Raw genomic sequence first — 26340 nt, forward strand, 5'->3', positions numbered from 1 at the left:
TGGTCGTACCGCGCCCTGCACCGGCTGACGGCCGTGCCGGCTTCCCCACACCCCGCGGGGCCTACCCGGAATTGTCGGATCCGCCGGATAGCGTTGCGGACATGAACAGCTGGCATACCGGTCCCCGCGCGGCATTCGATCTCGAGACCACGGGCCGTGATCCCCACAGCGCGCGGATCGTGACGGCGTCGATCGTCCTGGTCGACGAAGCGGGACAGCCGCTGCAGGAGCGGGAGTGGCTCGTGGACCCCGGAGTCGAGATCCCGGCGGAAGCCGCGGCTATCCACGGGGTCAGCACCGAGCGGGCCCGCAGCGAGGGCCTGCCCGCGGCAATTGCGACCGCCGGTATCGCCGAGGCCCTGACAGGTTACTTCGACGCGGGCATTCCGGTCATGGCCTTCAACGCTGCCTACGATTTCACCGTGCTGGCACGCGAATGCTCCCGGTACGGCCTGTCCGCTCCGGTGGCTGCTCCGGTGATCGATCCGTATGTCCTGGACAAGCAGGTGGACCGCTATCGGCGGGGGAAGCGCACCTTGGTGGCGCTGTGTGAACTCTACGGTGTCCGACTCGACGCCGCGCATACGTCGGCGGCCGATGCCCTGGCCACCATTGGGGTCGCGGATGCCCTCGCCCGCCGCTACGCGGGATTGTGCATCGACGCGTCCGAGCTGCATGCCCTGCAGATCGACTGGTGCGCAGAGCAGGCGGCGAATTTCGAGGCCTGGCTGCGGCGCAAGGATCCGGAAGCCGTCGTGGACGGTGTCTGGCCGGTGCGCCTGGTGCCCGCGGCCGTCTGACGCTTCCGGCCCGCGCGCACGCACCGGCCCCTGACTCAGCGCGGCGCTGTCAACTTCGGGTCGCCGTATGACGCAACGTCCCGTCGAATTCTGGCGCGTTGTCGCGGCTGTCATAATTAATCCTTGATGGCAGCACATGCTATGGCGGCTGTCGACGCTCCAGAAATCAATTTCCCGAGGTTCCATGATCACCGTTACCGACCTGCGCAAGGTCTACCGCCAAGGCGGCCGCGAAGTGGTAGCCCTGGACGGCGTCAGCCTGTCCGTCCCCAAGGGCACCGTCCACGGCATCGTCGGCCATTCCGGTGCCGGCAAGTCCACTTTGGTGCGTTGCCTGACCCTCCTGGACAGCCCGACGTCCGGGTCGGTATCGATCAACGGGGCTGAGCTCAGTGCCGCCCGCGACGCCGACCTAAGGTCGGCCCGGCGCCGCATCGGGATGATCTTCCAGCACGCCAACCTGATGGACTCCCGCACCACCGCCCAGAACGTGGCGCATCCCCTGGAGATCGTCAAGACGCCCAAAGCGTCCATCCGCGCCAAGGTTTCGGAGCTGATCAAGCTCGTCGGCCTGGAGGGGTTTGAGGACGCCTACCCGTCGCAGCTCTCCGGCGGACAGCGGCAGCGGGTGGGCATCGCCCGTGCCTTGGCTTCCGACCCGGACGTCCTGCTCTGCGATGAGCCCACGTCAGCCCTGGACCCGAAGACCACCGACGAAATCCTGACCCTGATCCGCGATCTGACCGAGCGGCTCCAACTGACCGTGCTGGTGATTACGCACGAGATGCAGGTCATCAAGCGGATCTGTGATTCGGTGTCGCTGCTGGAGGCCGGCCGGATCGTCGAACACGGCCCGTTGCGCGAGGTCGCCGCGGATTTGGGCGGCCGCCTTTCAAGCACGCTGCTGCCGCTGCCTTCGGCCGAAGCGACAGGCGGCGGCACGATGCTGGAAATCCTCTATTCCGGCGAACGCGCGTCGGAGCCTGTGCTGACCGGTGCCGCCCGTGCCTTCGGCCTGGACTTGAACGTCCTGGCCGGCAGCGTGGAGTCGTTGGCCGGCACCCAGTTCGGCCATTTGCGCATCCAATTGCCGGCCGGAGCGGACACGGCTGCCCTCACCGAACATCTGGTCGGCCAGGGCGTTGCCGTCCGCGTCCTCCAGGAGGATGCGGCATGAACTTCTTCGACGAACTGACGACGAACCCGGGCATCACCAACGCCCTGCCGGAAGCCATCGGCGAAACGCTGCTGATGGTCGGGGTCTCGGGGGCCTTTACCCTGCTGATCGGCCTGCCGCTGGGCATCTTCCTCTACACCAGTGCGCCCGCGGGGCTGCGGCCCATGCCGGTCACGAACCGGATCGTGTCGGACATCATCGTGAACATCACCCGGTCCATTCCGTTCGCCATCCTGATGATCTCGCTGATCCCGCTGGCGCGGGTCATCACCGGCACCTCGATCGGGGCCCTGGCCGCTTGTGTCTCGCTCACCATCGGCACGGTGCCGTTCTTCGCCCGGTTGGTGGAGACCGCGCTGCGGGACGTGAGCTCCGGCAAAATCGACGCGGCCCTCGTCATGGGTTCCACCCGCCTGCAGGTCGTGGCCAAGGTCCTCGTTCCCGAGGCTTTGCCCGGGCTGGTCGCTGCCTTGACGACGACGCTGGTCACGCTCGTGGGATACTCCGCCATGGCGGGCCTCACCGGCGGCGGCGGCCTCGGCCAGCTCGCCTACAACTACGGCTTCCAGCGTTTCGACACCACCGTCATGGTGGTCACGATCGTGATCATGGTGGTCCTTGTCCAGCTGATCCAGTGGATCGGCGATGCCGTGGCCCGGCGGGTGGACCACCGCAGCGCTTCCACCGCCGGCTCACAGAAGCGCCGGCGCCATGAGCCGGAAACCGCTGTCTGAAACGCGGGCGTCACGACCGTGTCGGGACACCGCCGTCCCGCTCCCCACGCTTCCCGACTGCCTTACGGGCAGCGGAAGAATGCAGCCAGTAGCCGCTAGCTGCACCACATCCGGGACGAGCCGCCTTCGGCCGGCCCGGTCATTCGAAAGGAACGCACGCAGATGCGTAAAGCACTAACGCTCATTGGCACCGGCCTGGCTGCGGCCTTGGCGCTGACGGCTTGCGGTGGCTCCGAATCCACCCCCAGCGCCGAGACCACGCTGGATCCGGCCAATCCCGTCACTGTCACCGTAGGCGCCACTCCCGTGCCGCAGGGCCGGATCCTGGAGTTCGTGGACGAGAACCTGGCCCAGGAGGCCGGGATCGATCTGGAGATCAAGGAATTCACCGATTACCAGACCCCTAACATCGCCCTGAGCGATGGTTCGCTGGATGCCAACTACTTCCAGCATCTGGACTTCTTTGAGCAGCAGGTGGCCGACAAGGGCTACGACCTCGAACATGGCGAAGGCATCCACATTGAGCCGTACGCCGGGTTCTCGTCGAAGCACAAGAGCGTCGACGACCTTGGCGAGGGCGCAACCATTGCGATCACCAACGATCCGGGCAACCAGCCGCGTGCGCTCAAGATGCTCGAGACGGCGGGCCTGCTGACGGGTATCGAGGACGATTCGGCGGCCCTGACGCTGACCGAGGAGCAGAACCCCAAGGGCCTGAAGTTCGAGGAGAACCAGCCGGAGATCCTGGTCCAGTTGATCGAGGATCCGAAGATCGACCTGGCCATCATCAATGGCAACTTCATCCTGGATGCGGGGCTGAACACAGATGATGCAGTGGTCGTCGAGTCCTCCGAGAACAACCCGTATGCCAACTTCCTGGCCTGGAACGCCGGTGACGAGAATCCCGGCATCGCCAAGCTCGAAGAGCTGCTGCACACGCCGGACGTGAAGAAGTTCATCGAAGAGACGTGGCCCAACGGCGACGTCTTCCCCGCTTTCTAGCAAGCAGTCCGCGCCGCCGGTGTAGGCGGCAGCAGCCGACGCCAGGAAGGTCCCCGGAAGCTACGGCTTCCGGGGACCTTCCCGTTCCCGGCCGGCTGATCTGGCCCGCTGGTGGCCCGCAGGCGCCTAGGCCCGCACCGCTGGCGGCCCGCCGGCGCCTGGTCAGCTGCCCGGCCGGGCCGGCGCGGGTTCCTCGGCGGTGGTCCTGCCCGACATCACCTGGATCACTACCCAACCGACGGCCGTGACCGGAACGGCCAGGACGGCGCCGATGATGCCGCCCAGGATGGTTCCTGCGGTCAGGGCCAACAGGATCACGAGCGAGTGCAGGTCCACCGAGCGGCCCATCACCACCGGCTGCAGGAAGTTGCCTTCCAGCTGCTGCACGATGATCACGACGGCGATCACCACCAGCGCGGCCAGCGGCCCGTTGGCCACCAAAGCCACCAGGGTGGCCAACACACCGGCGACCGTGGCGCCGACAATCGGGATGAATCCGCCGATGAAGATCAGCACCGAGAGCGGCAACGCCAGCGGCACCTGCAGGATGAACAGGGCCAGGCCGATGAAGAAAGCGTCGACGGCCGCGACGGTGGCCGTGCCCCGCACGTAGCTGCCCAGCACGTCCATGGCGCGCGAACCGGCCAGTTCCAGCTGCGGCCGCCGGACCGCCGGGAACCAACTGAGCAAGAAACGCCAAATGCGCGGGCCGTCCTTGAGGAAGAAGAACAGGATCACAGCCATCAGGACGGCCCCGGTGACGACTTCGGCCGCCGTCGACAACCCGCTCAGCGCGCTGCGTCCAACCGTGGCGCTGGTCAGGAAGTCGAGCACCCCGGCGAGCGCCTCGTCGATCTGCTGCTGGCTGACCGGCAGCGGGAAGTTGGCCAGGAACTCCTGCAGCTGCATCCAGCCCTCGCGGGCGGAGCTGACCAGTTCATCCGCTTCGCTGCGGACCGCGAAGACGATCCCGGTTATCACGCCGCCTAGCACCACAAGGATCCCGAGGAACGCGGTGGCCGTAGCCAGCGCCGCGGACCAACCCCAGCTGCGCAGCAGCCGCACCACCGGGCCCACGGCCGCCGCCAGGATCAGGGCGATCAGGACGGGAATGACCAGCAGCCTCAGCTGCAGCAGCCCGTAAATCACCACCACGGCCAGCAGCAGCGTCAGCAGCAGCTGTGCGGAGCGCGTGGCCGTCCGTCCCAGGCCGTCGGACCACATTGCGCGGGGCACGGGGGCGGGGCCGGGCTCCGGCCGGGACAGCACGGCCGGGCCGGCCTCCGGCTGGGGCGGCACGGCGTCGTATGCCGCCTCTCGTTGGTGCTGCACGCGCACCGGGGCGCCCTCGGACCGGGCGGCCTCGGCGTCGTGATTTTCCTGCGTTTGCCTGCGCCTGGAGAACAGGCCCATCTGCACTCTCCTGGGTTCGCGCGGCGGTTCCGTGTACCGCCGTCAGCATCAGTCTGCCATGCCCGCCTCCCGGGGACCGGACGGCAGCCGGATGCGGACCCCGTCCCGCGGGTCCCGGAGCTGCGGTCAGGCCGGCGGCGTGGCTGCCGCGGCGGCCCGGGCGGCTGCCGGCAACGCGGCGAAGATCTTCTCCATCGCGGCGTCGTCGTGCGCCGCGGAGAGGAACCAGGCTTCGAACACCGACGGCGGCAGGTAGACGCCGGCGTCGAGCATGGCATGGAAGAAGGGGGCGTAGCGGAAGGCCTCCTGGCCCTGGGCATCGGCGTAGTTGTGAACGCCGTTGGCCGAGGTGCCGAAGGCCACGCTGAACAGGTTCCCCGCGGTCTGGATGCTGTGGTCCACGCCGGCGTGGGACAGGGCGGCGGCCAACGCGGCCTGCAGTTCGAGCGAGCGGGCATCGATCGCCGCGTAGACATCCGGCGTCGCGGCGGTCAGCGTCGCCACGCCGGCGGCCATGGCGATCGGGTTGCCGGAGAGCGTGCCGGCCTGGTAAACGGGACCGGACGGCGCCAGGTAATCCATCACGTCGGCGCGGCCGCCCAGGGCCGCCACGGGCATGCCGCCGCCGATGACCTTGCCGAAGGTCAACAGGTCGGGCACGAACGGATCGGCGGCCCCGTCGGCTCCCCCGGTCAGGCCCCAGTAGCCGGCATAGCCGGTGCGGAAACCGGTCAGCACCTCGTCCAGGATCAGCAGCGCTCCGTGTTCCCGGGTGATCCGGGACAGGGCCGCGTTGAAGCCGTCGGCGGGGGTGACCACGCCCATGTTGGCGGGGGCCGCTTCGGTGATGACTGCGGCGATCTGGCCGCCGCGGGCCGCGAAAACTTCCTCGACGGCGGCAATGTCGTTGTACGGCAGCACCAGGGTCTCCGCGGCCGTCGCCTCGGTGACACCGGCCGAACCGGGCAGCGCCAGGGTGGCCACGCCCGAGCCCGCGGCGGCCAGCAGCCCGTCCAGGTGCCCGTGGTAGCAGCCGGCGAACTTCACGACGAGGTTGCGGCCGGTGTAGCCGCGGGCCAGGCGTACGGCGGTCATCGTCGCTTCGGTGCCGGTGGAGACCATGCGCAGGCGCTCGACGGCGGAGACCCTGCCGACGACCAGGGCCGCCAGTTCCGACTCGGCGGGCGTGGAGGCACCGAAGGACAGGCCCCGGTCCACCGCCGTGTGCACGGCCTCGAGGACGGCCGGATGGGCGTGGCCCAGCAGGGCCGGGCCCCAGGAGCAGACGAGGTCAACGTACTCGCGCCCGTCGGCGTCGGTGAGGTAGGCCCCATTGGCGCCGACCATCATGCGCGGGGTCCCGCCGACGGAGCCGAAGGCCCGGACCGGCGAATTAACCCCGCCGGGCATCAGCTGGCGGGCGCGTTCGAAGAGTTCCTCGGAGCGGATGGCTTCAGTCATGGTCTTGGGTCCTTTCGGGACAGCGGAATCCGCTGCGGGCAGGGTGGGTGTGGCGCGGCAATCGGCGGCCAGGGTGAACGTCTACTTCAGCCAGCGGGCGATTTCCGGGGCCCAGTAGGTCAGCACCATGTCGGCACCGGCACGGCGGATGCCCAGGACAGACTCCAGGATTGCCGCCTTCCGGTCGATCCAACCATTGGCTGCGGCTGCCTCGATCATCGCGTACTCGCCGGAGATCTGGTACGCGGCCACCGGCACCGGAGACATCTCCGCCACGTCGGACAGGATGTCCAGGTAGCTCATGGCGGGTTTGACCATGACCATGTCCGCGCCTTCTGCCAGGTCCAGTTCCACTTCCCGGATGGCTTCGCGCCGGTTGGCGGCATCCATCTGGTAGGTCCGCCGGTCTCCGGTCAGCTGTGAGTCCACCGCTTCGCGGAACGGCCCGTAGAAGGCCGAGGCATACTTTGCGGCGTACGCCAGGATGGAGACGTCCTGGTGGCCGGCCTCGTCGAGTGCCTGCCGGATCACCGCGACCTGGCCGTCCATCATGCCGGAGGGGCCGAGCACGTCCGCGCCGGCCGCGGCCTGGGCCACGGCCATCTCCGCGTAGATCGGCAGCGTGGCGTCGTTGTCCACCGTGCCATCCGGGGCCAGCACGCCGCAGTGGCCGTGGTCGGTGAATTCGTCCAGGCAGACGTCGCCCATCACCACCAGGTCGTTCCCGACCTCCGCCTTCACCTCTGCAATGGCGCGGTTCAGCACGCCGTCGGGATCCACCCCGGCGCTGCCGGTGGCGTCGCGCACCTGGGGAATGCCGAAGAGCATGATGCCGCCGAGGCCCAGCTCCACGGCCTCGGCGGCCGCGCGCTTGAGCGTCTCGGTGGTGTGCTGGACCACGCCCGGCATGGACTGCAGCGGCACCGGTTCGCTGAGGCCTTCGCGGATGAAGGCGGGCAGGATCAGCTGGTTCGGGTGGGTCCGGACCTCCGCCGTCATCCGGCGCATTGCCTCGGTGGCCCGCAGCCGGCGGGGCCGGTGGGAGGGGAAGCTCATGGCGTTCCTTCTGGTTCGGTGGGATGGTTTTCAAGCGACCGCGCCAGGGCGTCGGCGATGCCGGGCGGCGTCGGTTCGGCAGCGGTGGCGGCGACCTCCAAGCCCAGTTCGGCGGCCTGCCGCGCGGAACTGGTGCCGATCGCGATCAGCCGCAGTCCGGCCGGCCACGGGTCAAGGAGTCCCGCCAGCCGCCTGGTGACGCTGGGCGAGGTCAGGACGACGGCGTCGATGGTGCCGCTGCCGGCGCGGCTGCGGAAATCCGCGGCGGTGATGAGTTCCAGGTCGTCGGCGGGCTCACGGGCCGCGATCTCCAGTTCCGCGGTCAGGCGGAGCTCGGGACGGGCGGGGTAGTCCACCGTGCGGTAGGCGGTCACGGGCAGCACCTGCCAGCCCTTCGCCATCAGGCCTTCGAACACCGTGGGCGCGGCGATGTCGGCCTGTGGCAGCAGGACCAGCATCCGCTCCGCCGGACCGCCGGCGGTTTCCGGCGGCAGCGGCCAGGCGTCCACCAGGCCGACGGCGTCCATGCTGCCGGGCGGCACCAGGTCGACGGTGAGGCCCTCGGCCTCCAGTGCCCTGGCGCTGGGGCTTCCGACGGCCGCGATCTTCGTGTCCCCTGCCAGCGCCGCCAGGCTGGTGCCACGCTCCAGTGCGCAGGCCTTCAGCGCCCGCACCGTCGTGATGCTGGTGATGACCAGCCAGACGGCCTTGTTCTGCGCCAGCAGGGTCAGCGCCTGGTCCAGTTCGTCCGGCGTGTCCGTCCGTTCGAAGTCGATCAGCGGCAGGACGCTGGGGGACGCGCCGCGGCGGACCAGTTCGGCGGCCATGCCGGCCGCCCGGTCAGGGCTGCGCGGCAGCACCACCTGCAGCCCCTGAAGCTGGTTTTCCGGCGCGCCGCGCTGCCACAGCAACGCCATCGTCAGCGCCCGACCAGGCTCATCAGGTCGCCGGCGCCCTTCCCGAGCAGCTCTTCAGCCAGTCGGGCGCCCAGGGCCACGGCATCTTCGGAACCGGCTGCCTCCACCGTCTTCTCTCCGTGCAGCAGCCGGCTGCCGTCGGGACTGCAGACCACCGCCCGCAGCACCAGGGAGCCGGCGTCGACCGATGCCAGCGCCCCGACCGGGGCGCTGCAGCCGGCTTCCAACCGCGCCAGCAGCGACCGTTCCGCCGTCACGGCCAGGCGGGTGTCCGCGTCGTCGTAGTCGGCCAGCGCGCCGGCCAGCGCCGTGCCGGAAGCGGCGTCGGCAACCCGGCATTCAACGGCCAGCGCGCCTTGGCCGGGGGCCGGCAGCATGACCGACGGGTCCAGCAGCTCCGTGACGTGCTCGGTGCGTCCCAGCCGTGCCAGCCCGGCCGCGGCGAGCACCACGGCGTCGAGATCCGCGTGCTTTCCCTCGTGCCTTTCTTCGCCCGTGAGCCCCTTTACCCGTCCCAGCCGGGTGTCCACGTTGCCGCGGATGTCCACCACGTCCAGGTCGGGGCGGGCGGCACGCAGCTGGGCTGCCCGGCGCGGGGAGCCCGTGCCGACCTTGGCGCCGGCCGGCAGCCCGGCCAGGGTCAGCCCGTCCCGGGCGCAGAGGGCGTCGCGGACGTCCACGCGGGCGGGAATGGCGGCAATCTGCAGCCCGTCGGCCACGCCGGTGGGCAGGTCCTTGAGCGAATGCACGGCCACGTCACAGCGGTCGTCCAGCAGCGCCTCGCGCAGCGCGGCGGTGAAGACTCCGGTTCCGCCGATCTGGGCCAGCGGCCCACGCAGCACGTCGCCCTCGGTCTTGATCCGGACCAGTTCATACTCCAGGGCCCCGCCGGCGGCCAGCGCCTCGGCCACGGTGGTGGTCTGGGTGACCGCCAGGGCGCTGCCGCGGGTGCCGATGCGGACTTTGACGGTCATGGCTGCGGCACCCCCACGGTCGAATCCATGCCGGCCACGGTCGGCTTCTCGCCGCGGCGGTTGGCGCAACAGCCGGGCATGCACACGTCCATCCAGGGTCCCAGGTCGGTCAGCGCAGGACGGTCGGCGCGGTGCTGTTCGACCGTGCGCTCACAGACCAGGTCCACGAGGCCCTCGACGAACTTCCGGTGCACGCCCGGGGTGGGGACGCGGGCGGCGGCCAGCCCGAGGCTGCGGCAGGTCTCCAGTGCCTCCGTGTCCAGGTCCCACATCACCTCCATGTGGTCGCTGACGAAGCCCAGCGGCACGATGACCACGCCCTTCACGCCCTGAGCGGGCAGCTCTTCGAGCGCGTCGTTGATGTCCGGCTCCAGCCACGGCACGTGCGGCGCGCCGGACCGGGACTGGTAGACGAGGGACCAGTCGACGCCGGCCGCTCCCGGCACCCGTTCCAGGACGGCCCGGGCGGTGGCCAGGTGCTGTGCCACGTAGGCGCTGCCGCCCTCGTATTCCACGCCGCGGGGCCCGGCGTTTTCGGCGTCGCCGATGGGGATGGAGTGGGTCGCGAACAGCACGTGGACCGGCGCGTCCGGGGCGGCCTGGGCGGCCAGGTCGGCCCGTACCCGGCCCAGGCCCTCGGCCAGGCCCTCGGCGAACGGTTCCACGAAGCCCGGGTGGTCGAAGTACTGGCGCACCTTGTCCACTTCCAGCTTGCCGGCCAGCCCGGTCTCGACCAGGGCCATGCCGAAGTCCTCGCGGTACTGGCGGCAGCTGGAATAGCCGGAGTAGGCGCTGGTGGTCACGGCCAGCACGCGGCGGTGGCCGGCGTCGTACGCTTCCTTGAAAACGTCGGTGATGTAGGGGTCCCAGTTGCGGTTTCCCCAGAGCACGGGCAGGTCGAGCCCGCGGCGGGCGAGCTCGGCCTCAAGCGCCGTCTTCAGTGCACGGTTTTGCGCGTTGATGGGGCTGATGCCGCCGTTGGCGCGGTAGTGCGTGGCGACTTCTTCCAGCCGTTCATCCGGGATCCCGCGGCCGCTGGTGACGTTGCGGAGGAACGGGATGACATCGTCCTGGCCCTCGGGGCCGCCGAAGGAGGCCAGCAGCAGGGCGTCGTACTTCTTCGGCTGCATCGTCCCGTCGTCGGCGACGCCGGCACGCGGGTCAAAGGACGGTTCGGCTGACTGGTTCACCGCAGCACCTCGGCGATATCGGCAGTGCTGATGCGCTTGCCGGTGTAGAACGGGATTTCTTCGCGCACGTGGTTGCGGGCGTCGGTGTAGCGCAGGTGGCGCATCAGGTCGACCAGATCGATCAGTTCGGGGGCTTCCAGGGCCAGGATCCATTCCCAGTCCCCCAGCGCGAACGAGGCCACCGTGTTGGACAGCACCTGCGGGAAGTCGCGGCCGAGCAGGCCGTGGTCGCGCAGCATCTTGCCGCGCTCCTCGGCCGGCAGCAGGTACCACTCGTAGGAACGCACGAACGGGTAGACGCAGAGCCAGGACTCCGGCTCCTTGCCCAGCGAGAAGGCCGGGGCGTGGTTCTTGCTGAACTCGGCATCGCGGTGGACGCCCATCGCGGACCAGACCATCTCGGTGGGGGCGAACAACTGCGTCCGGCGGATGTCGCGTACCGCCGCCTGGAGTTCGTCCGGCTGCGGGCCGTGCAGCCAGATCATCACGTCGGCGTCCTCGCGCATGGCGGAAACATCGTACGCTCCGCGCAGGGTGACATTGCGGCCGGCGAGTTCGGCAACCGTCTCATCGAACGCCGCGGCAGCGGACGGATCCGCGGGTGCGCCGGTGCGCTTGAAGACCGTCCAGAGGGTGTAGAACAGTTCCTCGTCGGTGCCGCCGGCGGCGGGGATTGCTGACTCTGACCTTGCCGATTCGCTCATGCTTACCAGTCTGCCTTCTGCATCGTAATTAATCGAAAACCATGTTTCTACACATTGTAGAAGATCAGGACGCCGCGGGCCGCAGCCGTGCGGCGAGGTCCCGTGCACGGCGCCGCGCATCCCCCACCACGGCCACCAGCCCGGTGCCGGCCAGCCAGGCCCCGGTGATGCCCAGCCCGGCATGCGGGACCAGCTCGCGGCGCACCGCTGCCACCCGGTCGCGGTGCCCCACGGTGGCGGACGGCAGCGCACCGATCCAGCGCACCACCTTCGAGCCCACCACGTCGTCGTCGCCCACAGCCACCCCCATCAGGAAGCTGGCATCGGCCAGCGCCTGGCGGTAGAGCGTCTCGTCGGCCCAACCGGTAAAGTCCTCGGCCCCCTGCTGCCCCACCGCGCGCCCGTAGGACAGCCGCAGCACGTGGCTTCCCGGACCGGCTTCGTCCGCCAGCCACGGCCATTTGGCGGTGGCATGGGTGAGTGCCTTGGCCTTGACGTCGCGGACCGACGGCGCCACCAGCATCCCGGTGCCCCGCGGCATCGCGTCGAGGTCGGGAAGGTCCACCACCAGCGTCACCAGCGAGACCGCGGGTCCGGTTTCGGGTTCCAGCCCGGCCAGCCCGGGAACGGTGCCGGCCAGCAGCCGGACGGCGGCGGCGCCGTCGGCTGCCATCATCACGGCGTCCGCGCGGAACGCCCCGGCCGGAGACTCGACCAGCCACCCGCCGTCGTGCCGGGTGACGGCGGTGGCTTCCGCCCCGGTGCGCAGTGCCACGTGGCGGGCTTTCAGGTCGGCCAGCAGGGCCTCGGTCAACCGGCCCATGCCGCCGGCGAGGCCGGCCACGTTGGAACCGGCCGGGGCGGCTTTCCGGATGGCACCCACCGCGGCGGTCAGCGACCCGTGGGCGGCCACCGAGGCGCGCAGCCCCGGCATCACCGAGTCCACGTCGAGCACGTCCGGATCCGCCGAGTAGACCCCGCCTGCCACCGGCGCGACCAGCTTTTGGAGCACGGCTTCGCCCATCCGGGCGCGCACCAGCTGGCCCAGGCTGAGCTGCTCGCGGCGCAGCAGCGAACCCAGCGGCATGACCTTGTCGCCCGAGGCCCGCAGCGCTGCCCGGCGGCCGATGGCACGCACCACGTCCGGGTCGGAGGGGTCGGCCGGAATGCCGAGCACCCCCGTCTTGGGCAGCCGTTGCGCACCGTCCGGCAGCTGGATCCAGGCGCCGGCCGGGTTCGGCTGGACAATGTCGCTGCCCAGGCCCAGTTCGCCGATCAGGTCGGAGACCACGCTGGAGCGCGTGGCGAAAGATTCGGCGCCGGCGTCAAGCATCAGCCCGCCCACCTCGTGCCGGGTCACGCAGCCGCCGAACCGGGGAGCGCGTTCCAGCACCGTCACCTCGACGCCGGCCAGCGCCAGCTCGCGGGCGGCGACCAGGCCGCCGATCCCGCCGCCAATGACGACGGCGGTGCCCGGCCGGGGCTTGCGCCCGCCCTGCCGTTCGGGGCGGCGGGCGGGCTGCGGCTGCGGGTGCTGCATGGCTACGGGGCCACGGAATGGACCAGGTCGACCACGCGGGTCAGGACCTGCGGGTCGGTCTCCGGCGGCACGCCGTGGCCCAGGTTGACCACGTGGCCCGGAGCGTCGCTGCCGGCGGCCAGCACCTCGCGGACATGGGCCTCGAGCACCTCCCACGGCGCCGACAACAGCGCCGGATCGATGTTGCCCTGCAGCGGCGTGCGTCCGCCCAGCCGGCGGTTCGCCTCGTCCAGCGGCAGCCGGTAGTCGACGCCGACCACGTCGGCCCCGACGTCGCGCATGGCCACGAGCAGTTCGGACGTGCCGGTGCCGAAGTGGACCAGCGGCGCGCCCAGATGGCGGACGTGGTCCAGTGCGCGCGACGACGCCGGTGCCACGCGCCGGCGGTAGTCCGCCAGGGACAGCGAACCGGCCCAGGAGTCGAACAGCTGCCCCGCGCTGGCGCCCGCTTCCAGCTGGGCCCGCAGGAACTTGCCGGACGCGTCCGCGGCCCAGCCCGCCAAGGCATTCCAGGTCTCCGGGTCGGCGTGCATCATGGTGCGCGGCCCCAGGTGGTCCCGGGACGGCCGGCCCTCCACCATGTACGCGGCGAGCGTGAACGGGGCGCCGGCGAAGCCGATCAGCGGCTTGGCACCGAGCTCCGCCACCGTCAGCCGGACCGCCTCGCGGATCGGTTCCAGCGCCTCGTCGGTGAGTTCCGGCAGGGCGGCGACGTCGGCGGCGGTGCGGACGGGGGCGCCCAGGACCGGGCCGACACCGGGAACGATGTCCACATCCACCCCGGCCAGCTTCAACGGGATCACGATGTCGGAAAAGAAGATGCCGGCATCCACGTCGTGGCGCCGCACCGGCTGCAGGGTGATTTCCGCTGCCAGGTCCGGCTTCAGGCAGGCATCCAGCATCGCGATGCCCTGCCGCGCTTCCCGGTATTCGGGCAGTGAGCGCCCGGCCTGCCGCATGAACCAGACAGGACGGCGGCCCGGCTTCCCTCCGCGGTAGGCGGTAATCAGGTCCGAGTCGGCGGTACGCCCATCCAGCAAGGGATGGGAAGCATTGAGTGTCATGACATAGATTCTGGTCCAGCGGCCATGCTTCTGGCCAACCGCGGGCAGCGCCGGGGTGCGCGGGACGGCGGCGGCCACCGGCCCGAGTGGCCAATATCACCGGCGCCCACGACGCCCGAAACCAGGTTAACGCCGGGTTAATGGGCCAAGCTTGGAGGAGCCGACGCTGGCTTCCCGCTAAGATAGAGGCGCTGTGGTCTTACTTTCACTTGTTGCAACCCATTCCAAGGTCGATCTGGAAACGGTGGCCCGCCTGAGCGCCGGCACCTCCCGGATCGATACCGACGTGCTCGCAGACGGGTCCCCGGTCACCGGCGCGGTGGTCCTGGCTACCTGCAACCGGGTGGAAGTTTACTGCGAGACCGAGAGCGAATCCGACCTGGAATCCGCCCGCGCCGCGCTCATCGAACAGATCAGCCGCTGCTCGGGACTGGACCATGCACTGGTGGCCCGCTCCTTCGACCTGAACACGGGCGAGGATGTTGCACGGCACCTGTTCGCGGTCGGGGCAGGCCTGGATTCGGCCGTCGTCGGCGAACGCGAGGTGGCCGGCCAGGTGCGCCGCGCCCTGATCGAGGCGCAGGAGAAGGGCACCGCGAGCGGGGGGCTGGTCAGGCTCTTCCAGACCGCTTCCCGTACGGCCAAGGACGTGGGCACGCAGACGGCCCTGGGCGGCCGCGGGCTCTCGATCGTGTCTGTCGCGCTCGACCTCGCCACCGATCTGGCCGTCGAGAAGGACTGGTCGGACAAGCAGGTTGTACTCTTCGGGACCGGCGCGTATGCCGGGGCCACCATGGCGCTGCTGCGCGAACGCGGCTGCACCCGGATCAGCGTCTACTCCGCTTCCGGCCGCGCCGCGGCGTTTACCGAGACCCGCGGGGGCGTCCCGCTGACCCACGCGGCGCTGGACGACGCGATCGCCTCCGCCGACGTCGTCATCGGCTGCAGCGGCAGCGACAACCAGATCAGTGCCGAGCGCGTGGCCGGCGTGCGCACCGGCGTCGACAAGCCGCTGACGATCATCGACCTCGCGCTGAGCCACGACTTTGACCCCGCCGTGGGCGCGCTCGAGGGCGTGGAGCTGATCACGCTGGAGTCGGTGCGCATGGCCGCCCCCGAGGAACAGGCCGAATCGGTCCAGCAGGCGGCAGAAATCGTCGCCAACGCGGCCCGCAGCTTCGAGGCCAGCCGGCAGGCCCGCAGCGTGGACTCCGCCATCGTGGCACTTCGCAAACACACCATGCAGGTGCTGGAGAACGAGCTGGAGAAAGTGCGCTCCCAGCACGGCTGCACCGGCCCGGCCCAGGAAGTCGAATTCGCCATGCGCCGCATGGTCAAGCAGTTGCTGCACCTGCCCACCGTGCGGGCGCGGGAGCTGGCCGCCAACGGCGAGCAGGAGCGGTACATTGCCGCCCTGGAAGCGCTGTACGGCATCACGCTCGAAGAACCCGCCCTGCCCGGGGCCGCGGACGCTGCGTCCTGCCCGGTCGCGGGGCACGGCGAAGACGCCGCCACCGCCTGAGGCTGCCGCAGGTGCGAAGCCGGCGGCCGCCGGCGCCGGCCGGGCTTAGTACACCGGTTTCGTGGGCTCCACGTCCCTGACCCACGCCAGGATCCCGCCGTCGAGGTGGGCTACCCGGGTGTAACCCTGCGCCAGCAGGTTCTGCAGCACCTCGGCGGACCGCACGCCCGACTTGCAGTGGAATACCAGGTCCTTCTCCCGCGGCAGGTCGTTCAGGGCCTCGCCGGAAAGGATGCGTCCCTTCGGGACCAGGACCGCGCCCGGGATGTTCACAACGTCGTATTCGCCCGGTTCCCGCACGTCGACCAGCTCGAAGTCGCCCCGGCCGGCATCGCGGTCGGCCAGCATGCGGGCCAGGGTGCGGGCGTCCACCGCGCGGCAGCCCTCGACCTGGGGCACCGGCGCCACGCCGCAGAACGCCTCATAGTCGACCAGCCGGGTGATCGGCTCGGCCTCGGGATCCTTGCGCACCTTCAGCTCCCGCCAGCTCATCTGGAGGGCATTGAAGACCAGTACGCGGCCCAGCAGAGTCTGCCCGATACCGGTGATCAGCTTGATCGCTTCATTGACCATCACGGAGCCGATCTGTGCACACAGCACGCCGAGCACGCCGCCCTCGGCGCAGGAGGGCACGGAACCCGGCGGCGGCGCCTCCGGATAAAGGTCGCGGTAGTTCGGCCCGTGGGCATCCCAGAAGACACTGACCTGCCCGTCGAACCTCAGGATGGAGCCCCACACGTAGGGTTTGCCCAGCAGCGCGGCGGCGTCGTTGACCAGGTACCGGGTGGCGAAGTTGTCCGTGCCGTCCAGGATGACGTCGTAGCCGGCGAAGATCTCCAAGACGTTGCCGGTGTCCAGCCGGACCTCGTGCAACACCACGTCCACGCCGGGGTTCAGCGCCAGGATGCTGTCCCGTGCCGAGGCCGCCTTGCTGCGTCCCAGGTCCGCCACGCCGTGGATGACCTGGCGCTGCAGGTTGCTGGCCTCCACCTCGTCGTCGTCCACGATCCCGATCCGGCCCACGCCGGCGGCGGCCAGATACAGCATGGCCGGCGAACCGAGGCCGCCGGCGCCGATCACCAGCACCTTCGCGTTCTTCAGCCTTAGCTGGCCGGCCATGCCCACTTCGGGAATGATCAGGTGCCGCGAATACCGCTCGGTCTCTTCCCTGCTGAGGGACGCGGCCGGTTCCACCAGCGGCGGCAGCTGCCCGGTCTCCATGGTGCTCATTCTTCCAATCTACGCCCGGCTGGTTGCTGGTGCGTAAACTGGTCGGGACTGACACTTACTGCACCGTGGCGCTGTAAGTTTTCCTGACCGCAGCGCCGGAAGAGGCCGAGTAATACCGTGACGACAGAACCCCGCTCAGCCGCCAAGCCCACCCGACTGCCGCGGGAGGAACGGCGGCGCCAGCTGCTGCAGGCGGCACACGAGGTCTTCGTGGTCAACGGCTACCATGCCGCGGCGATGGACGAGATCGCCGACGCCGCGAACGTGAGCAAGCCGGTGCTCTACCAGCACTTCCCCGGCAAGCGGGAACTCTACCTGGCCCTGCTGGATCACCATCTGGAATCGCTGAACGCTATGCTGATGGCGGCCCTGAACTCGACGACGGACAACAAACAGCGCGTGCACGCCACCATCCGGGCCTACTACCAGTTCATTGCCCAGGACAGCCAGGCGCACCGGCTGGTCTTCGAATCCGACCTGAACAACGATCCCGACGTGAGCGCCCGCTTGGAGGACTTCAATGCGGGGCTGGCCAGCGCCATCGCCGGTGTCATCGCCGAGGACACCAAGTTGTCGGCGGTCGAGGCCACGCTGCTGGGCCGGGCGCTGGCCGGCATGGCGCAGATCAGCGCGCGGCACTGGCTGCGCTCGGGCGGCGAACTGGACCAGGACGCCGCGAGCGAACTGATCTACCGTTTAGCTTGGCGCGGAATTTCACGCTTCCCGAAGGAACCCTAGGATAGATTCGCCGGTAGGGAACCCACCCGGCTTACAGCATTAACCAGGAGGCATCAGCGTGGAAGTGAAGATCGGCATGCAGAACGTCGGCCGTGAAATCGTGCTCGATTCGGCGCAGTCGCCGGACGAAGTGGCTGAGATCGCGAGCCGTGCCATGAACGGCGGCGCCGAGCTGCGCCTGACCGACGCCAAGGGACGCCTGGTCATCATCCCGTCCAATGTGCTGGCTTATGTCGAGATCGGCGCCGAGGGGCCGCGACCCGTCGGATTCGGCGCCCTGTAACCACCCATGGTCCCACTGGTCCTGCTGGTGTTGGTCGCCGCCGCCGTCGGCTTCATTGCCTGGGCGGTGGACCGCCGGCGCCACGCCTACGGGGTGCTGCTGCTGCCCGGGATCGCGGTGGCGGCGGCGGTGCTGCTCTGGTTCGTCCTCATGGCCGCCGGCCTGGGCTCCGAACCGGGAGTGCACTTCCTGTCCTGGCTGCTGCCGATGGCCGTTTCCATTCCGGCGGCGTGGGCCGGTGCCTGGTGGATCGGCCGCCGGCGCGTGCAGCGGGATACCGAACAGCTGACCGCCCTGCTGGGCTGAGCGAGGCTAGTCCGGGTAGCTATCCCGGGTCGGCGTCCGCGGCGAGCTTCCGGGCCAGCACGCTCACCGCCGCCGCCGCGGACACGTCACGGGTCGTGACTTCGGAGTCGGCGTCATGCGATGTGAAGCGCAGGAAGACCTTGTTGTACCGCCAGTCCAGGTCCGGGTGGTGCCGCTGCTCCTCGGCCAGGTCGCCCACGGCGGCAATGAAATTCAGCGCCTCGCGCCCGTTGTCCAGCTTGAACGCGCTGACCAGAGCTCCGCCCGCGTAGCGCCACTCCGGCAGCCCGCGCAGCTGCCGGTCGATTTCTTCACTGTCGAGTACGTCTTTCGCACGTCCCACGATGCCCTCCCGGTCTGCCGCGCGGCCCGGCTGCCCGCAGCATGCGGCCGCCTGTGCCGCCAGCCTACCGGCGAACCCGCCCGCGCTGAAGGCTTCCGCTCAGGCCGTCAGGCCCAGGTCATTCATTCGGCGCGAATGGTTCTGGGTCAGCCGGGCAAACAACTCTCCGGTGGCTTGCGCCTGCCGGTCGGGGTCCTGCCCCCGCATCAGCTCGCTCAGCACGGCGCGCTCAATCCCGATCCGCTGGGCCTGGGTCAAGGCCTCGCCCACCAGCCTGCGCCCCCACAGCGCCAGCCGGGAGGACAGCCGCGGATCGTCGGCCAGCACCTGTTTCAACCGGGCCGCGATCAAGGAGATCTGCTCGCTGTTTTCCTTGATCCGGGCGACCAGCTTCTGCGTCTCGCCGTCGAGGGCTCCGGCGATGTGCAGGTAGAAGTCGCCGAACACGCCGTCGGTGACGTAGGCCTTCATCAGCGACTCGTACCAGTCGGCCGGGCGCGTCCGGTCATGGAAGGCATCGATGGAGGGCTGGAAGGGAGCCATGGCCGTTTCCACGTCCACGCCGAGTTGCTCCAGCTGCGCGGCCACCGCCTCGAAATGTTCAAACTCGGTCACCGCAAGCCGGCCGACCGCGGCCCGGTCATGCAAGGTGGGCGAAAAGCGTGCGTCGGAGGAAAACCGCTCGAAGGCGGACAGCTCGCCGTAGGCCATCACGCCGTACAGGTCGATCAGGAATTGCCGGCGGCGGCCGGAATCCTCTCCAGGCGCTGCGGGAACGGGGCTCACGGTGCTCATAAATCCAAGGGTAGCGTCCCATTTCGGCGCGGCTGCCGTTAGGCTGGCCGTGTGCCGTACCCGCATTTGGATCCGAAGGTCAACGAGTCCCAGCATCTGCTGGCACGGGTGCTGAAGGACCTGCGGACAGAGTTCGACCTGCCGCAGGAGTTCGACGCGGGCGCACTCGCGGAGGCCCGGGCCGCCGTGGCCGCCCATCGGCTGCCGGAGACCGATCTGACGGCACTGGAATTCGTGACGATCGACCCGCCCTCGTCCACCGATTTGGACCAGGCCCTGTACATAGAGTCCAACGACGGCGGGTACACGGTCTGGTACGCGATCGCCGATGTCCCCGCTTTTGTGGAAGCCGGCGGCGAACTGGATGCCGAAACCCGGCGGCGGGGCCAGACCATCTATGCCCCGGACGGACGGATCCCGCTGCATCCCGACGTCATCGGTGAACAGGCCGGGTCGCTGCTGGCGGACCAGCTGCGGTCGGCCTACGTGTGGCGGTTCGAGCTCGACGCCGGTGCTCGCGTCACCGCGGCCAGCCTGGAACGCGCCAGGGTACGCAGCCGGGCCAAGCTGAACTACGAGCAGGTGCAGCAGGACATCGATTCGGGCGACGCGGCGCCCACGCTCCTGCTGTTGAAGGAAGTGGGCAGCAAGCGGGTGGAGCTCGAACGCGAGCGCGGCGGGGCCAGCCTGAATGTCCCCGACCAGGAGATCGCCCACGACGGCCGGCACTATTTCATCGTCACCAAGCCGCCGTTGCCGGTGGAGGACTGGAACGCCCAGATCTCGCTGATGACCGGGATGGCTGCGGCCAAGATCATGCTGGAGGGCAGGATCGGGATTCTGCGCACCATGCCGGGCCCGGACGCGGACGCCGAGGCCCAATACCGCCGGCAGACCGAGGCGCTCGGGTTCCCGTGGCCGCATGAGATGGCCTACGGCGACTATCTGCGCAGCCTGGACACCACCGATCCCAAGCAGTTGGCCCTGATGCACGGGGCGACCGCGCTGTTCCGCGGAGCCGGCTACACGCCGTTCGTCGGCGAACTCCCGCCCGAACGGCAGCAGGCGGCCATCGCCGCACCCTACGCGCACGCCACGGCTCCCCTGCGCCGGCTGGTGGACCGTTTCGTGCTGGTGATCTGCCACGCCCTGTGCGCCGGCGAACCTGTCCCGCAGTGGGCCCGGGAAGCGCTGGACGAACTGCCCAAGCTGATGGCCGCTTCCGACCAGCTGGCGGGGCGCGTGGACCGCGCTGCGCTGGACGCCGTCGAAACGGCGCTGCTCAGCCACCGTGTCGGGGAGGAGTTCGACGCGGTCGTCATTACCGGCACCCGCTACCCCGGCAACGGCAACGGGAACGGCAACGGCAACGGCAACGGCAACGGCCAAGGAAGCCGCAACGGCAACGGAAACGGGAAAGTACTGGTTGCCGGCAGGGGCAAAGGCAACGGGAACGGCGGCCAGGAGCCGTATGGCGTGGTCCAACTCAGCGACCCGCCGGTCACCGCGCGATGCTCGGGAGTCCTGGAGGCGGGGGCCACGGTGCGCGTTCGGCTCATGCTGGCGGACATCGAGGACCGGCGCCTGCACTTCGAACTGGCAGACGGTTAAGGCCCCGCCCGGTGCGGCGAAGGGTTCGGTTTGCCAACGCCCGGTAGACTTAACCGTGTAGTACTGGATGCCCGGTCGTTGATTGAGTGAAGTGAATCCATCAACAGATCCGTCCCTACGCGATCTTTAACCTCCTTGGCTGCCTCGTTGGCCGGCCGGGAAAGCAGTTGTTAGCCCGCGATCGGCTTCCACTGGTTGCGCCACGCTTCCGCCTTGTTCCGCTCCCGCAGCACCTGCAGGACCGTTGAGCACCGCCGGCGTCGGCGCCTGAATGAACGGTATGTAATTGAACACTGAAAATATCCAGGTGGCTGGCGAACAGCTCATCCACGCTGACAACAGCGCCGAAGAGCTGGTCGTCGAGGCTGTGCTGGCCTCCGACGAACGCCCGCACGAGCTGCCCAAGCAGACCTTCGCCGACTTCAACGTCCGCGCGGACATCGTGCGGTCGCTTTTCGACGCCGGCATCACCCACCCCTTCCCGATCCAGGCCATGACCCTGCCGGTGGCCCTCGGCGGCCACGACATCATCGGCCAGGCCAAGACCGGTACGGGCAAGACCCTGGGCTTCGGCATCCCCGCGCTGCAGCGGGTGGTGGGACCGGACGACGACGGCTTCGACAAGCTTCCGGTGCCGGGTGCGCCGCAGGCCTTGATCGTCGTGCCGACGCGCGAACTGGCCGTGCAGGTCGGCAACGACCTGACCACCGCCTCCAAGCAGCGCAACGCGCGCGTCGCGGTCATCTACGGCGGGCGTGCCTACGAGCCCCAGATCGAGATGCTGCAGAAGGGCGTCGAGGTCGTGGTCGGCACCCCCGGCCGGCTGATCGACCTGCACCGCCAGAAGCACCTGAGCCTGAAGAACGTCCGCATCGTGGTCCTGGACGAAGCCGACGAGATGCTGGACCTGGGCTTCCTGCCGGACGTCGAGACCCTGCTGGCCGCCACCCCGGCCGTGCGCCAGACCATGCTCTTCTCGGCCACCATGCCCGGGCCGGTGATCGCCATGGCCCGGCGGTACATGACGCAGCCGACGCACATCCGCGCCGCCGACCCGGACGACGAAGGCATCACCAAGAAGGACATCCGCCAGGTCGTCTACCGGGCGCACAACCTGGACAAGGACGAGGTCGTGGCCCGCATCCTGCAGGCCGAGGGCCGCGGCCGGACCATCATCTTCACCAAGACCAAGCGCACTGCCGCCAAGCTGTCCGAGGAGCTGATCGACCGCGGATTCGCCGCCGGCGCCATCCACGGCGACCTCGGCCAGGGTGCCCGTGAACAGGCGCTGCGCGCGTTCCGCAACAACAAGGTGGACGTGCTGGTCGCCACCGATGTCGCTGCCCGCGGCATCGACGTCGAAGACGTCACGCACGTGATCAACTTCCAGTGCCCCGAAGACGAGAAGGCATACCTGCACCGGGTGGGCCGGACCGGCCGTGCCGGCAACAAGGGCACCGCCGTCACCTTTGTGGACTGGGATGACGTCCCGCGCTGGGGCCTGATCAACAAGGCACTGGGTCTGGACGTACCGGAGCCGCAGGAGACTTACTCCTCCTCCCCGCACCTGTTCACCGACCTGAACATTCCCGAAGGCACCAAGGGCAGGCTTCCGCGGAGCCAGCGCAAGCTCGCAGGCATCGACGCCGAGAAGCTCGAAGACCTGGGCGAGACCGGCAAGCACCCTGCCCGCTCCGGCGGCCAGCGGCAGGACGGCGGCCGCAGCGGTGTCCGCCGCGGCGGGGCACGCCAGGGCGGCCCGCAGGGCCGGTCCGACGCGGGCAACCCCCGGCAGCGCCGCAGCGGCGAGGAGGCAACCGCGGAGAACCCGGCGGCCGCTTCGGCCGAGAAGCCGCGGCGGAAGCGTTCACGCACCCGCCGCCGGAACGGCGAGGTCGTCAACGGGACCGCACAGCAGGTCACCGACGGCGCCAGCGGGGAATAGTGGCCGGTATCCCGTGGAGGCACGACGGCAGCTCGCTGGTAGTCCACGCGGACAACGCCGACTTCCTCCCCACGCTGCCCGACGGCGCCTTCACCATGATCTACCTGGACCCGCCGTTCAACACCGGCCGGGTCCAGGTCCGGCAGCAGACCTCCATGGCGCGCAGCGCCGACGGTGAGGGCGACCGGATCGGGTTCAAGGGGAAGTCGTACCAGACGGTCAAGGGCACCCTCGCCAGCTACGACGACGCGTTCGACGACTACTGGTCCTTCCTGGAGCCCCGTCTCTCCGAAGCCTGGCGGCTGCTGGCCGACGACGGCACGCTGTACCTGCACCTGGATTACCGCGAGGTGCACTATGCCAAGGTGCTGCTGGACATGCTCTTCGGCCGCGAGAGCTTCCTGAACGAGATCATCTGGGCCTATGATTACGGCGCCCGCGCGCGCAACCGCTGGCCCGCCAAGCACGACAACATCCTGGTCTACGTCAAGAACCCGAAGGCCTACCACTTCGACAACGCGGAAGTGGACCGCGAGCCGTACATGGCTCCGGGTTTGGTGACGGCGGAGAAGGCCGCGCGCGGCAAGCTCCCGACCGACGTCTGGTGGCACACCATCGTCTCCCCCACCGGCCGGGAAAAGACCGGCTACCCTACCCAGAAGCCCGAAGGGCTGCTGCGCCGCATGGTTGCCGCAAGCAGCCGGCCGGGCGACTGGGTGCTGGATTTCTTTGCCGGCTCCGGGACCCTCGGCGCCGTGGCCGCCGGCATGGACCGGCGGTTCGTGTGCGTGGACCAGAACCCGCAGGCCATCGACGTCATGCGCAAACGCCTGGGCCGCCACGCCTCCGTGGTTGAGGCCGCCAGCGTCCCAGAACCCGTGGGCGCCGAGGTCACGGTCGGCGCCGGCGAGGTGGCGGCAGCACAGCCCGCGACCTGACCCGGCGGTCCCGCCGTAGCAGACGCGTAACCTGTCACCGGGCGATGCGGCCGGGCAGGTGCGCCGCAGCGCCCGTACCGGCGGCGAGGATGCGGTCCAGCATGGCTGGGTCGGTGGTGTTTTCGCCCAGCCGGTTCGGCTTGCCCGCACCGTGGTAATCGCTGGATCCGGTGACGATCAGATCGTGCTGGGCGGCCAGCCGGCGCAGCTGTTCCCTGCCCTCTTCCGGGTTGTCCCGGTGATCGATCTCCACCCCGGCCAGCCCTGCGTCGAGCATCTCCCCGACCACGGCATCGCCGACCACCCGGCCCCGGCTGCTGGCCACCGGATGGGCAAAGACAGGCACTCCCCCGGCCTCGCGCACCAGGGCGACGGCCGTGGCGGGGTCGGGGGCGTAGTGCGACACGTAGTAGCGCGAGTGGGCGGTCAGGATCCGGGCGAAGGCTTCGCTGCGGTCGGACACAATCCCGGCTGCCACCAGTGCGTCGGCTATGTGCGGCCGGCCGATCGTCGCTCCGTGTCCGGCGCGGGCCGTGACTTCCGCCCACGAGATCGGGAAGTCCTCGGCGAGCAGTTCCACCATTCGCTCGGCCCGGGTCATGCGCGCGTCCCGTGCCTTGTTGATTTCGGCCAGCAAGCCGGGGTGGGCGGGGTCGTGCAGATAGGAAAGCACATGCACGCTGATCCCCGCCACGGTCCGGCACGTGACTTCCATGCCCGGCACGAAACCGATGCCCGACTCGACGGCGGCGGTGCGCGCCGCTTCCCACCCGGCAGTCGAGTCGTGGTCGGTCAGCGCCACGACATCAAGACCGGCGGCTGCCGCGGCACGCACCACGTCGGCGGGCGGTTCGGTGCCGTCGGAAACGGTGGAATGCGCATGCAGGTCGATCTTCACACGACCAATTTACGCCAGGACGCCCGCCGCCCGCGGGATGTTGGCAGCGCCTTTGGCCGATGAGACGATGGGATGGTGAGTACTTACCAAAACGAAGACGCCTCACAGCAGCCCGCCGGGGAGCAGCCGCTGGAAGACCGCGTCAACAACCGTTCCCAGCGTCCCGAATCGGATGCTTTCAAGGAGTTTATGGGCAGCCACTGGGCTCCGGCCGGCTCGTCCGCCGCGGAACAGGCAGCCGTCGCGCCCTTCGCCGCGCGCCGCCGTCGGGCGCTCTCCGAGAAATTCCACGGTGAGCGCCTGGTCATTCCGGCCGGCCCCTTGAAGGTCCGCTCCAACGACACCGACTACCGCTTCCGCCCGCATTCCGGGTTCGCCCACCTGACCGGCCTGGGCCTGGACCATGAGCCGGACGCCGTGCTGGTCATGGAGCCCACCGAGGCGGGCGCGGGTGACGACGGCGGCCATCACCGGGCCACCCTCTACTTCCGCCCGATGTCCGGCCGGGATTCCGCCGAGTTCTACGCCAACGCCCGGTACGGCGAGTTCTGGATCGGTCCCCGGCCCACCCTGGAGGAACTGAACCGGCGGCTGGGCCTGCCCACCCGCGACCTTGGCGAACTCGAAGTCGCCATCACCAAGGACGCCGGGGTGGTCCACGTGGGCGGCATGCGCATCCGGCTGCTGCGCGAGGTTGACCTGAACGTGGACGCCCTCGTGGACACCTCCCGGATCAACACGGGCGTGGACCTGGAGGAATCCGACCAGCTCGACGGCAAGCTCTCCGAAGCGCTGTCCGAACTGCGCCTGCTCAAGGACGAGTGGGAAGTCCAGGAGATGAAGAAGGCCGTGGAGGCCACGGTGAACGGCTTCCATGAGGTGGTCAAGGTGCTGCCGCGCGCGCTGACGCACGAGCGGGGCGAACGCGTGGTGGAAGGCGCGTTTTTCGCCCGGGCACGCGAAGAAGGCAACGACCTGGGCTACGACACCATCGCCGCCAGCGGCAACAACGCGACCATCCTGCACTGGATCCGCAACAACGGACAGGTGAAGGCCGGAGACCTGCTGCTGCTGGACGCAGGGGTGGAAGCCGACTCCCTGTACACCGCGGACGTGACGCGTACGCTGCCGGTCAACGGCACGTTCACCGAGGTCCAGCGCAGGATTTACCAGGCGGTACTCGACGCCGCCGACGCCGGTTTTGCCGCGGCGCAGCCGGGCGTGAAGTTCCGTGACGTCCACACTGCCGCGGTCACCGTGCTCGCCGAACGCCTGGACGAGTGGGGCCTGTTGCCGGTTCCCCTGGCCGAAGCGCTCTCCCCCGAGGGCCAGCACCACCGGCGCTGGATGCCGCACGGCACCAGCCACCACCTGGGCCTGGACGTTCACGACTGCGCGCAGGCGAAGCGCGAGTTGTACCTGGACGGTGTGCTCACCCCGGGCATGGTGTTCACGATCGAGCCCGGACTCTATTTCAAGGACGAAGACCTGGCCGTCCCGGCCGAATACCGCGGCATCGGAGTGCGGATCGAGGACGACATCCTGATGACCGCCGATGGCCCGGTGAACCTGTCGGCGGCCCTGCCGCGCAAGCCCGAGGACGTGGAGTCCTGGATGGCCGGCATCTACGGCACCTGAGCGGACTAACGCCTCCGGCGACAGCCGCCGAGGCAACGCCACACGGGAAGGGATCCGCCGT

At 69.4% G+C, this 26340-nt stretch carries 25 protein-coding genes; 12 read left to right on the forward strand and 13 right to left on the reverse strand.

The features are described 5' to 3' along the window. The first annotated feature begins 101 nt into the window (after positions 1–101). From AC5RVD_RS09035 to AC5RVD_RS09050, 4 genes are all read left to right on the forward strand, one after another. Complete coding sequence (locus AC5RVD_RS09035) at positions 102–800, forward strand: 3'-5' exonuclease (RefSeq protein WP_494113444.1); 699 nt, start codon at positions 102–104, stop codon at positions 798–800. A gap of 184 nt (positions 801–984) precedes the next feature. Next, complete coding sequence (locus AC5RVD_RS09040) at positions 985–1977, forward strand: methionine ABC transporter ATP-binding protein (RefSeq protein WP_494113445.1); 993 nt, start codon at positions 985–987, stop codon at positions 1975–1977. Next, complete coding sequence (locus AC5RVD_RS09045; protein WP_494049678.1) at positions 1974–2711, forward strand: methionine ABC transporter permease; 738 nt, start codon at positions 1974–1976, stop codon at positions 2709–2711. The genes AC5RVD_RS09040 and AC5RVD_RS09045 overlap by 4 nt, the downstream gene beginning before the upstream one ends. A 162-nt stretch (positions 2712–2873) precedes the next feature. Continuing rightward, on the forward strand, positions 2874–3713 hold the full coding sequence (locus AC5RVD_RS09050; RefSeq protein WP_494126752.1) for a MetQ/NlpA family ABC transporter substrate-binding protein: 840 nt from the start codon (positions 2874–2876) through the stop codon (positions 3711–3713). A gap of 162 nt (positions 3714–3875) precedes the next feature. Here the strand turns inward: AC5RVD_RS09050 and AC5RVD_RS09055 are convergent, their stop codons facing one another. The 9 genes from AC5RVD_RS09055 to hemE all read right to left on the reverse strand — a co-directional run bounded on the left by AC5RVD_RS09055 (position 3876) and on the right by hemE (position 14032). Continuing rightward, positions 3876–5126, reverse strand: a complete 1251-nt coding sequence (locus tag AC5RVD_RS09055) for an AI-2E family transporter (protein WP_494126753.1) — start codon at positions 5124–5126, stop codon at positions 3876–3878. 126 nt (positions 5127–5252) lie between these two features. Then, positions 5253–6587 (reverse strand): glutamate-1-semialdehyde 2,1-aminomutase, encoded by a 1335-nt coding sequence (gene hemL / locus AC5RVD_RS09060; protein ID WP_494126754.1) that lies wholly within the window; start codon positions 6585–6587, stop codon positions 5253–5255. 81 nt (positions 6588–6668) lie between these two features. Then, positions 6669–7643, reverse strand: coding sequence for a porphobilinogen synthase (gene hemB, locus AC5RVD_RS09065; protein WP_494049675.1), 975 nt, complete (start codon positions 7641–7643; stop codon positions 6669–6671). Continuing rightward, the gene (locus tag AC5RVD_RS09070) at positions 7640–8560 is read right to left on the reverse strand and encodes a uroporphyrinogen-III synthase (protein WP_494049674.1); all 921 of its coding nucleotides are present in this window, start codon (positions 8558–8560) and stop codon (positions 7640–7642) included. The genes hemB and AC5RVD_RS09070 overlap by 4 nt, the downstream gene beginning before the upstream one ends. A 2-nt stretch (positions 8561–8562) precedes the next feature. Then, entirely contained in the window at positions 8563–9534 is a 972-nt protein-coding gene (gene hemC, locus AC5RVD_RS09075) for a hydroxymethylbilane synthase (protein ID WP_494049673.1), read from the reverse strand. Then, positions 9531–10664, reverse strand: a complete 1134-nt coding sequence (locus AC5RVD_RS09080; RefSeq protein WP_494126884.1) for a ferrochelatase — start codon at positions 10662–10664, stop codon at positions 9531–9533. Before AC5RVD_RS09080 ends, hemC begins: the two co-directional genes overlap by 4 nt. Before the next feature lie 56 nt (positions 10665–10720). Then, positions 10721–11428: a hydrogen peroxide-dependent heme synthase gene (hemQ, locus tag AC5RVD_RS09085; protein ID WP_493989102.1), complete on the reverse strand. Its 708-nt coding sequence runs from the start codon at positions 11426–11428 to the stop codon at positions 10721–10723. 64 nt (positions 11429–11492) lie between these two features. Further along, a complete protein-coding gene (hemG, locus tag AC5RVD_RS09090) occupies positions 11493–12968 on the reverse strand; it encodes a protoporphyrinogen oxidase (RefSeq protein ID WP_494126755.1) in 1476 nt (491 codons plus the stop codon). 2 nt (positions 12969–12970) lie between these two features. Then, positions 12971–14032, reverse strand: a complete 1062-nt coding sequence (hemE, locus tag AC5RVD_RS09095; protein WP_494126756.1) for a uroporphyrinogen decarboxylase — start codon at positions 14030–14032, stop codon at positions 12971–12973. Positions 14033–14225: 193 nt separating this feature from the next. Between hemE and AC5RVD_RS09100 the strand changes: the two genes are divergently transcribed. Next, positions 14226–15554 carry a glutamyl-tRNA reductase gene (locus AC5RVD_RS09100; RefSeq protein ID WP_494126757.1) on the forward strand — a complete coding sequence of 443 codons (1329 nt, stop codon included), beginning with the start codon at positions 14226–14228 and terminating at the stop codon, positions 15552–15554. Positions 15555–15599: 45 nt separating this feature from the next. Here the strand turns inward: AC5RVD_RS09100 and moeB are convergent, their stop codons facing one another. Continuing rightward, the gene (gene moeB, locus AC5RVD_RS09105; RefSeq protein ID WP_494126758.1) at positions 15600–16784 is read right to left on the reverse strand and encodes a molybdopterin-synthase adenylyltransferase MoeB; all 1185 of its coding nucleotides are present in this window, start codon (positions 16782–16784) and stop codon (positions 15600–15602) included. A 117-nt stretch (positions 16785–16901) separates the two neighbouring features. Here moeB and AC5RVD_RS09110 point away from each other — a divergent pair, with 117 nt between their 5' ends. Genes AC5RVD_RS09110 through AC5RVD_RS09120 form a run of 3 tightly spaced genes read left to right on the forward strand, consistent with a single transcriptional unit; the run spans position 16902 to position 18111 of the window. Further along, positions 16902–17522, forward strand: a complete 621-nt coding sequence (locus AC5RVD_RS09110) for a TetR/AcrR family transcriptional regulator (protein ID WP_493989097.1) — start codon at positions 16902–16904, stop codon at positions 17520–17522. 58 nt (positions 17523–17580) lie between these two features. Then, entirely contained in the window at positions 17581–17805 is a 225-nt protein-coding gene (locus tag AC5RVD_RS09115) for a DUF3107 domain-containing protein (protein ID WP_494113450.1), read from the forward strand. A 6-nt stretch (positions 17806–17811) separates the two neighbouring features. Beyond that, on the forward strand, positions 17812–18111 hold the full coding sequence (locus tag AC5RVD_RS09120; RefSeq protein WP_494113451.1) for a hypothetical protein: 300 nt from the start codon (positions 17812–17814) through the stop codon (positions 18109–18111). 19 nt (positions 18112–18130) lie between these two features. Here the strand turns inward: AC5RVD_RS09120 and AC5RVD_RS09125 are convergent, their stop codons facing one another. Together AC5RVD_RS09125 and AC5RVD_RS09130 are read right to left on the reverse strand one after the other, a co-directional pair. Further along, positions 18131–18454, reverse strand: a complete 324-nt coding sequence (locus AC5RVD_RS09125; protein ID WP_494126759.1) for a 4a-hydroxytetrahydrobiopterin dehydratase — start codon at positions 18452–18454, stop codon at positions 18131–18133. A 99-nt stretch (positions 18455–18553) separates the two neighbouring features. Continuing rightward, positions 18554–19249, reverse strand: a complete 696-nt coding sequence (locus AC5RVD_RS09130) for a ferritin-like fold-containing protein (RefSeq protein WP_494113453.1) — start codon at positions 19247–19249, stop codon at positions 18554–18556. Positions 19250–19300: 51 nt separating this feature from the next. Between AC5RVD_RS09130 and AC5RVD_RS09135 the strand changes: the two genes are divergently transcribed. From AC5RVD_RS09135 to AC5RVD_RS09145, 3 genes are all read left to right on the forward strand, one after another. Beyond that, entirely contained in the window at positions 19301–20860 is a 1560-nt protein-coding gene (locus AC5RVD_RS09135) for an RNB domain-containing ribonuclease (protein WP_494126760.1), read from the forward strand. Between the two features lie 307 nt (positions 20861–21167). Then, positions 21168–22805, forward strand: coding sequence for a DEAD/DEAH box helicase (locus tag AC5RVD_RS09140; RefSeq protein ID WP_494126761.1), 1638 nt, complete (start codon positions 21168–21170; stop codon positions 22803–22805). Further along, on the forward strand, positions 22805–23743 hold the full coding sequence (locus AC5RVD_RS09145) for a DNA-methyltransferase (protein ID WP_494126762.1): 939 nt from the start codon (positions 22805–22807) through the stop codon (positions 23741–23743). The genes AC5RVD_RS09140 and AC5RVD_RS09145 overlap by 1 nt, the downstream gene beginning before the upstream one ends. Positions 23744–23777: 34 nt before the next feature. Here AC5RVD_RS09145 and AC5RVD_RS09150 read toward each other — a convergent pair whose 3' ends face one another. Then, on the reverse strand, positions 23778–24641 hold the full coding sequence (locus AC5RVD_RS09150; protein WP_494113457.1) for a PHP domain-containing protein: 864 nt from the start codon (positions 24639–24641) through the stop codon (positions 23778–23780). 72 nt (positions 24642–24713) lie between these two features. Here AC5RVD_RS09150 and AC5RVD_RS09155 point away from each other — a divergent pair, with 72 nt between their 5' ends. Continuing rightward, positions 24714–26279 carry an aminopeptidase P family protein gene (locus AC5RVD_RS09155; protein ID WP_494113458.1) on the forward strand — a complete coding sequence of 522 codons (1566 nt, stop codon included), beginning with the start codon at positions 24714–24716 and terminating at the stop codon, positions 26277–26279. The last annotated feature ends 61 nt before the right edge of the window (positions 26280–26340 follow it).

This window comes from Arthrobacter sp. THG-b23, from assembly GCF_059091265.1.

Coding starts and splice junctions, on each gene's coding strand:
- AC5RVD_RS09035 (WP_494113444.1), top strand. CDS start 102: ATGAACAGCTGGCATACCGGTCCCCGCGCGGCATTCGATCTCGAGACC.
- AC5RVD_RS09040 (WP_494113445.1), top strand. CDS start 985: ATGATCACCGTTACCGACCTGCGCAAGGTCTACCGCCAAGGCGGCCGC.
- AC5RVD_RS09045 (WP_494049678.1), top strand. CDS start 1,974: ATGAACTTCTTCGACGAACTGACGACGAACCCGGGCATCACCAACGCC.
- AC5RVD_RS09050 (WP_494126752.1), top strand. CDS start 2,874: ATGCGTAAAGCACTAACGCTCATTGGCACCGGCCTGGCTGCGGCCTTG.
- AC5RVD_RS09055 (WP_494126753.1), bottom strand. CDS start 5,126: ATGGGCCTGTTCTCCAGGCGCAGGCAAACGCAGGAAAATCACGACGCC.
- hemL (WP_494126754.1), bottom strand. CDS start 6,587: ATGACTGAAGCCATCCGCTCCGAGGAACTCTTCGAACGCGCCCGCCAG.
- hemB (WP_494049675.1), bottom strand. CDS start 7,643: ATGAGCTTCCCCTCCCACCGGCCCCGCCGGCTGCGGGCCACCGAGGCA.
- AC5RVD_RS09070 (WP_494049674.1), bottom strand. CDS start 8,560: ATGGCGTTGCTGTGGCAGCGCGGCGCGCCGGAAAACCAGCTTCAGGGG.
- hemC (WP_494049673.1), bottom strand. CDS start 9,534: ATGACCGTCAAAGTCCGCATCGGCACCCGCGGCAGCGCCCTGGCGGTC.
- AC5RVD_RS09080 (WP_494126884.1), bottom strand. CDS start 10,664: ATGCAGCCGAAGAAGTACGACGCCCTGCTGCTGGCCTCCTTCGGCGGC.
- hemQ (WP_493989102.1), bottom strand. CDS start 11,428: ATGAGCGAATCGGCAAGGTCAGAGTCAGCAATCCCCGCCGCCGGCGGC.
- hemG (WP_494126755.1), bottom strand. CDS start 12,968: ATGCAGCACCCGCAGCCGCAGCCCGCCCGCCGCCCCGAACGGCAGGGC.
- hemE (WP_494126756.1), bottom strand. CDS start 14,032: ATGACACTCAATGCTTCCCATCCCTTGCTGGATGGGCGTACCGCCGAC.
- moeB (WP_494126758.1), bottom strand. CDS start 16,784: ATGAGCACCATGGAGACCGGGCAGCTGCCGCCGCTGGTGGAACCGGCC.
- AC5RVD_RS09120 (WP_494113451.1), top strand. CDS start 17,812: ATGGTCCCACTGGTCCTGCTGGTGTTGGTCGCCGCCGCCGTCGGCTTC.
- AC5RVD_RS09130 (WP_494113453.1), bottom strand. CDS start 19,249: ATGAGCACCGTGAGCCCCGTTCCCGCAGCGCCTGGAGAGGATTCCGGC.
- AC5RVD_RS09155 (WP_494113458.1), top strand. CDS start 24,714: ATGGTGAGTACTTACCAAAACGAAGACGCCTCACAGCAGCCCGCCGGG.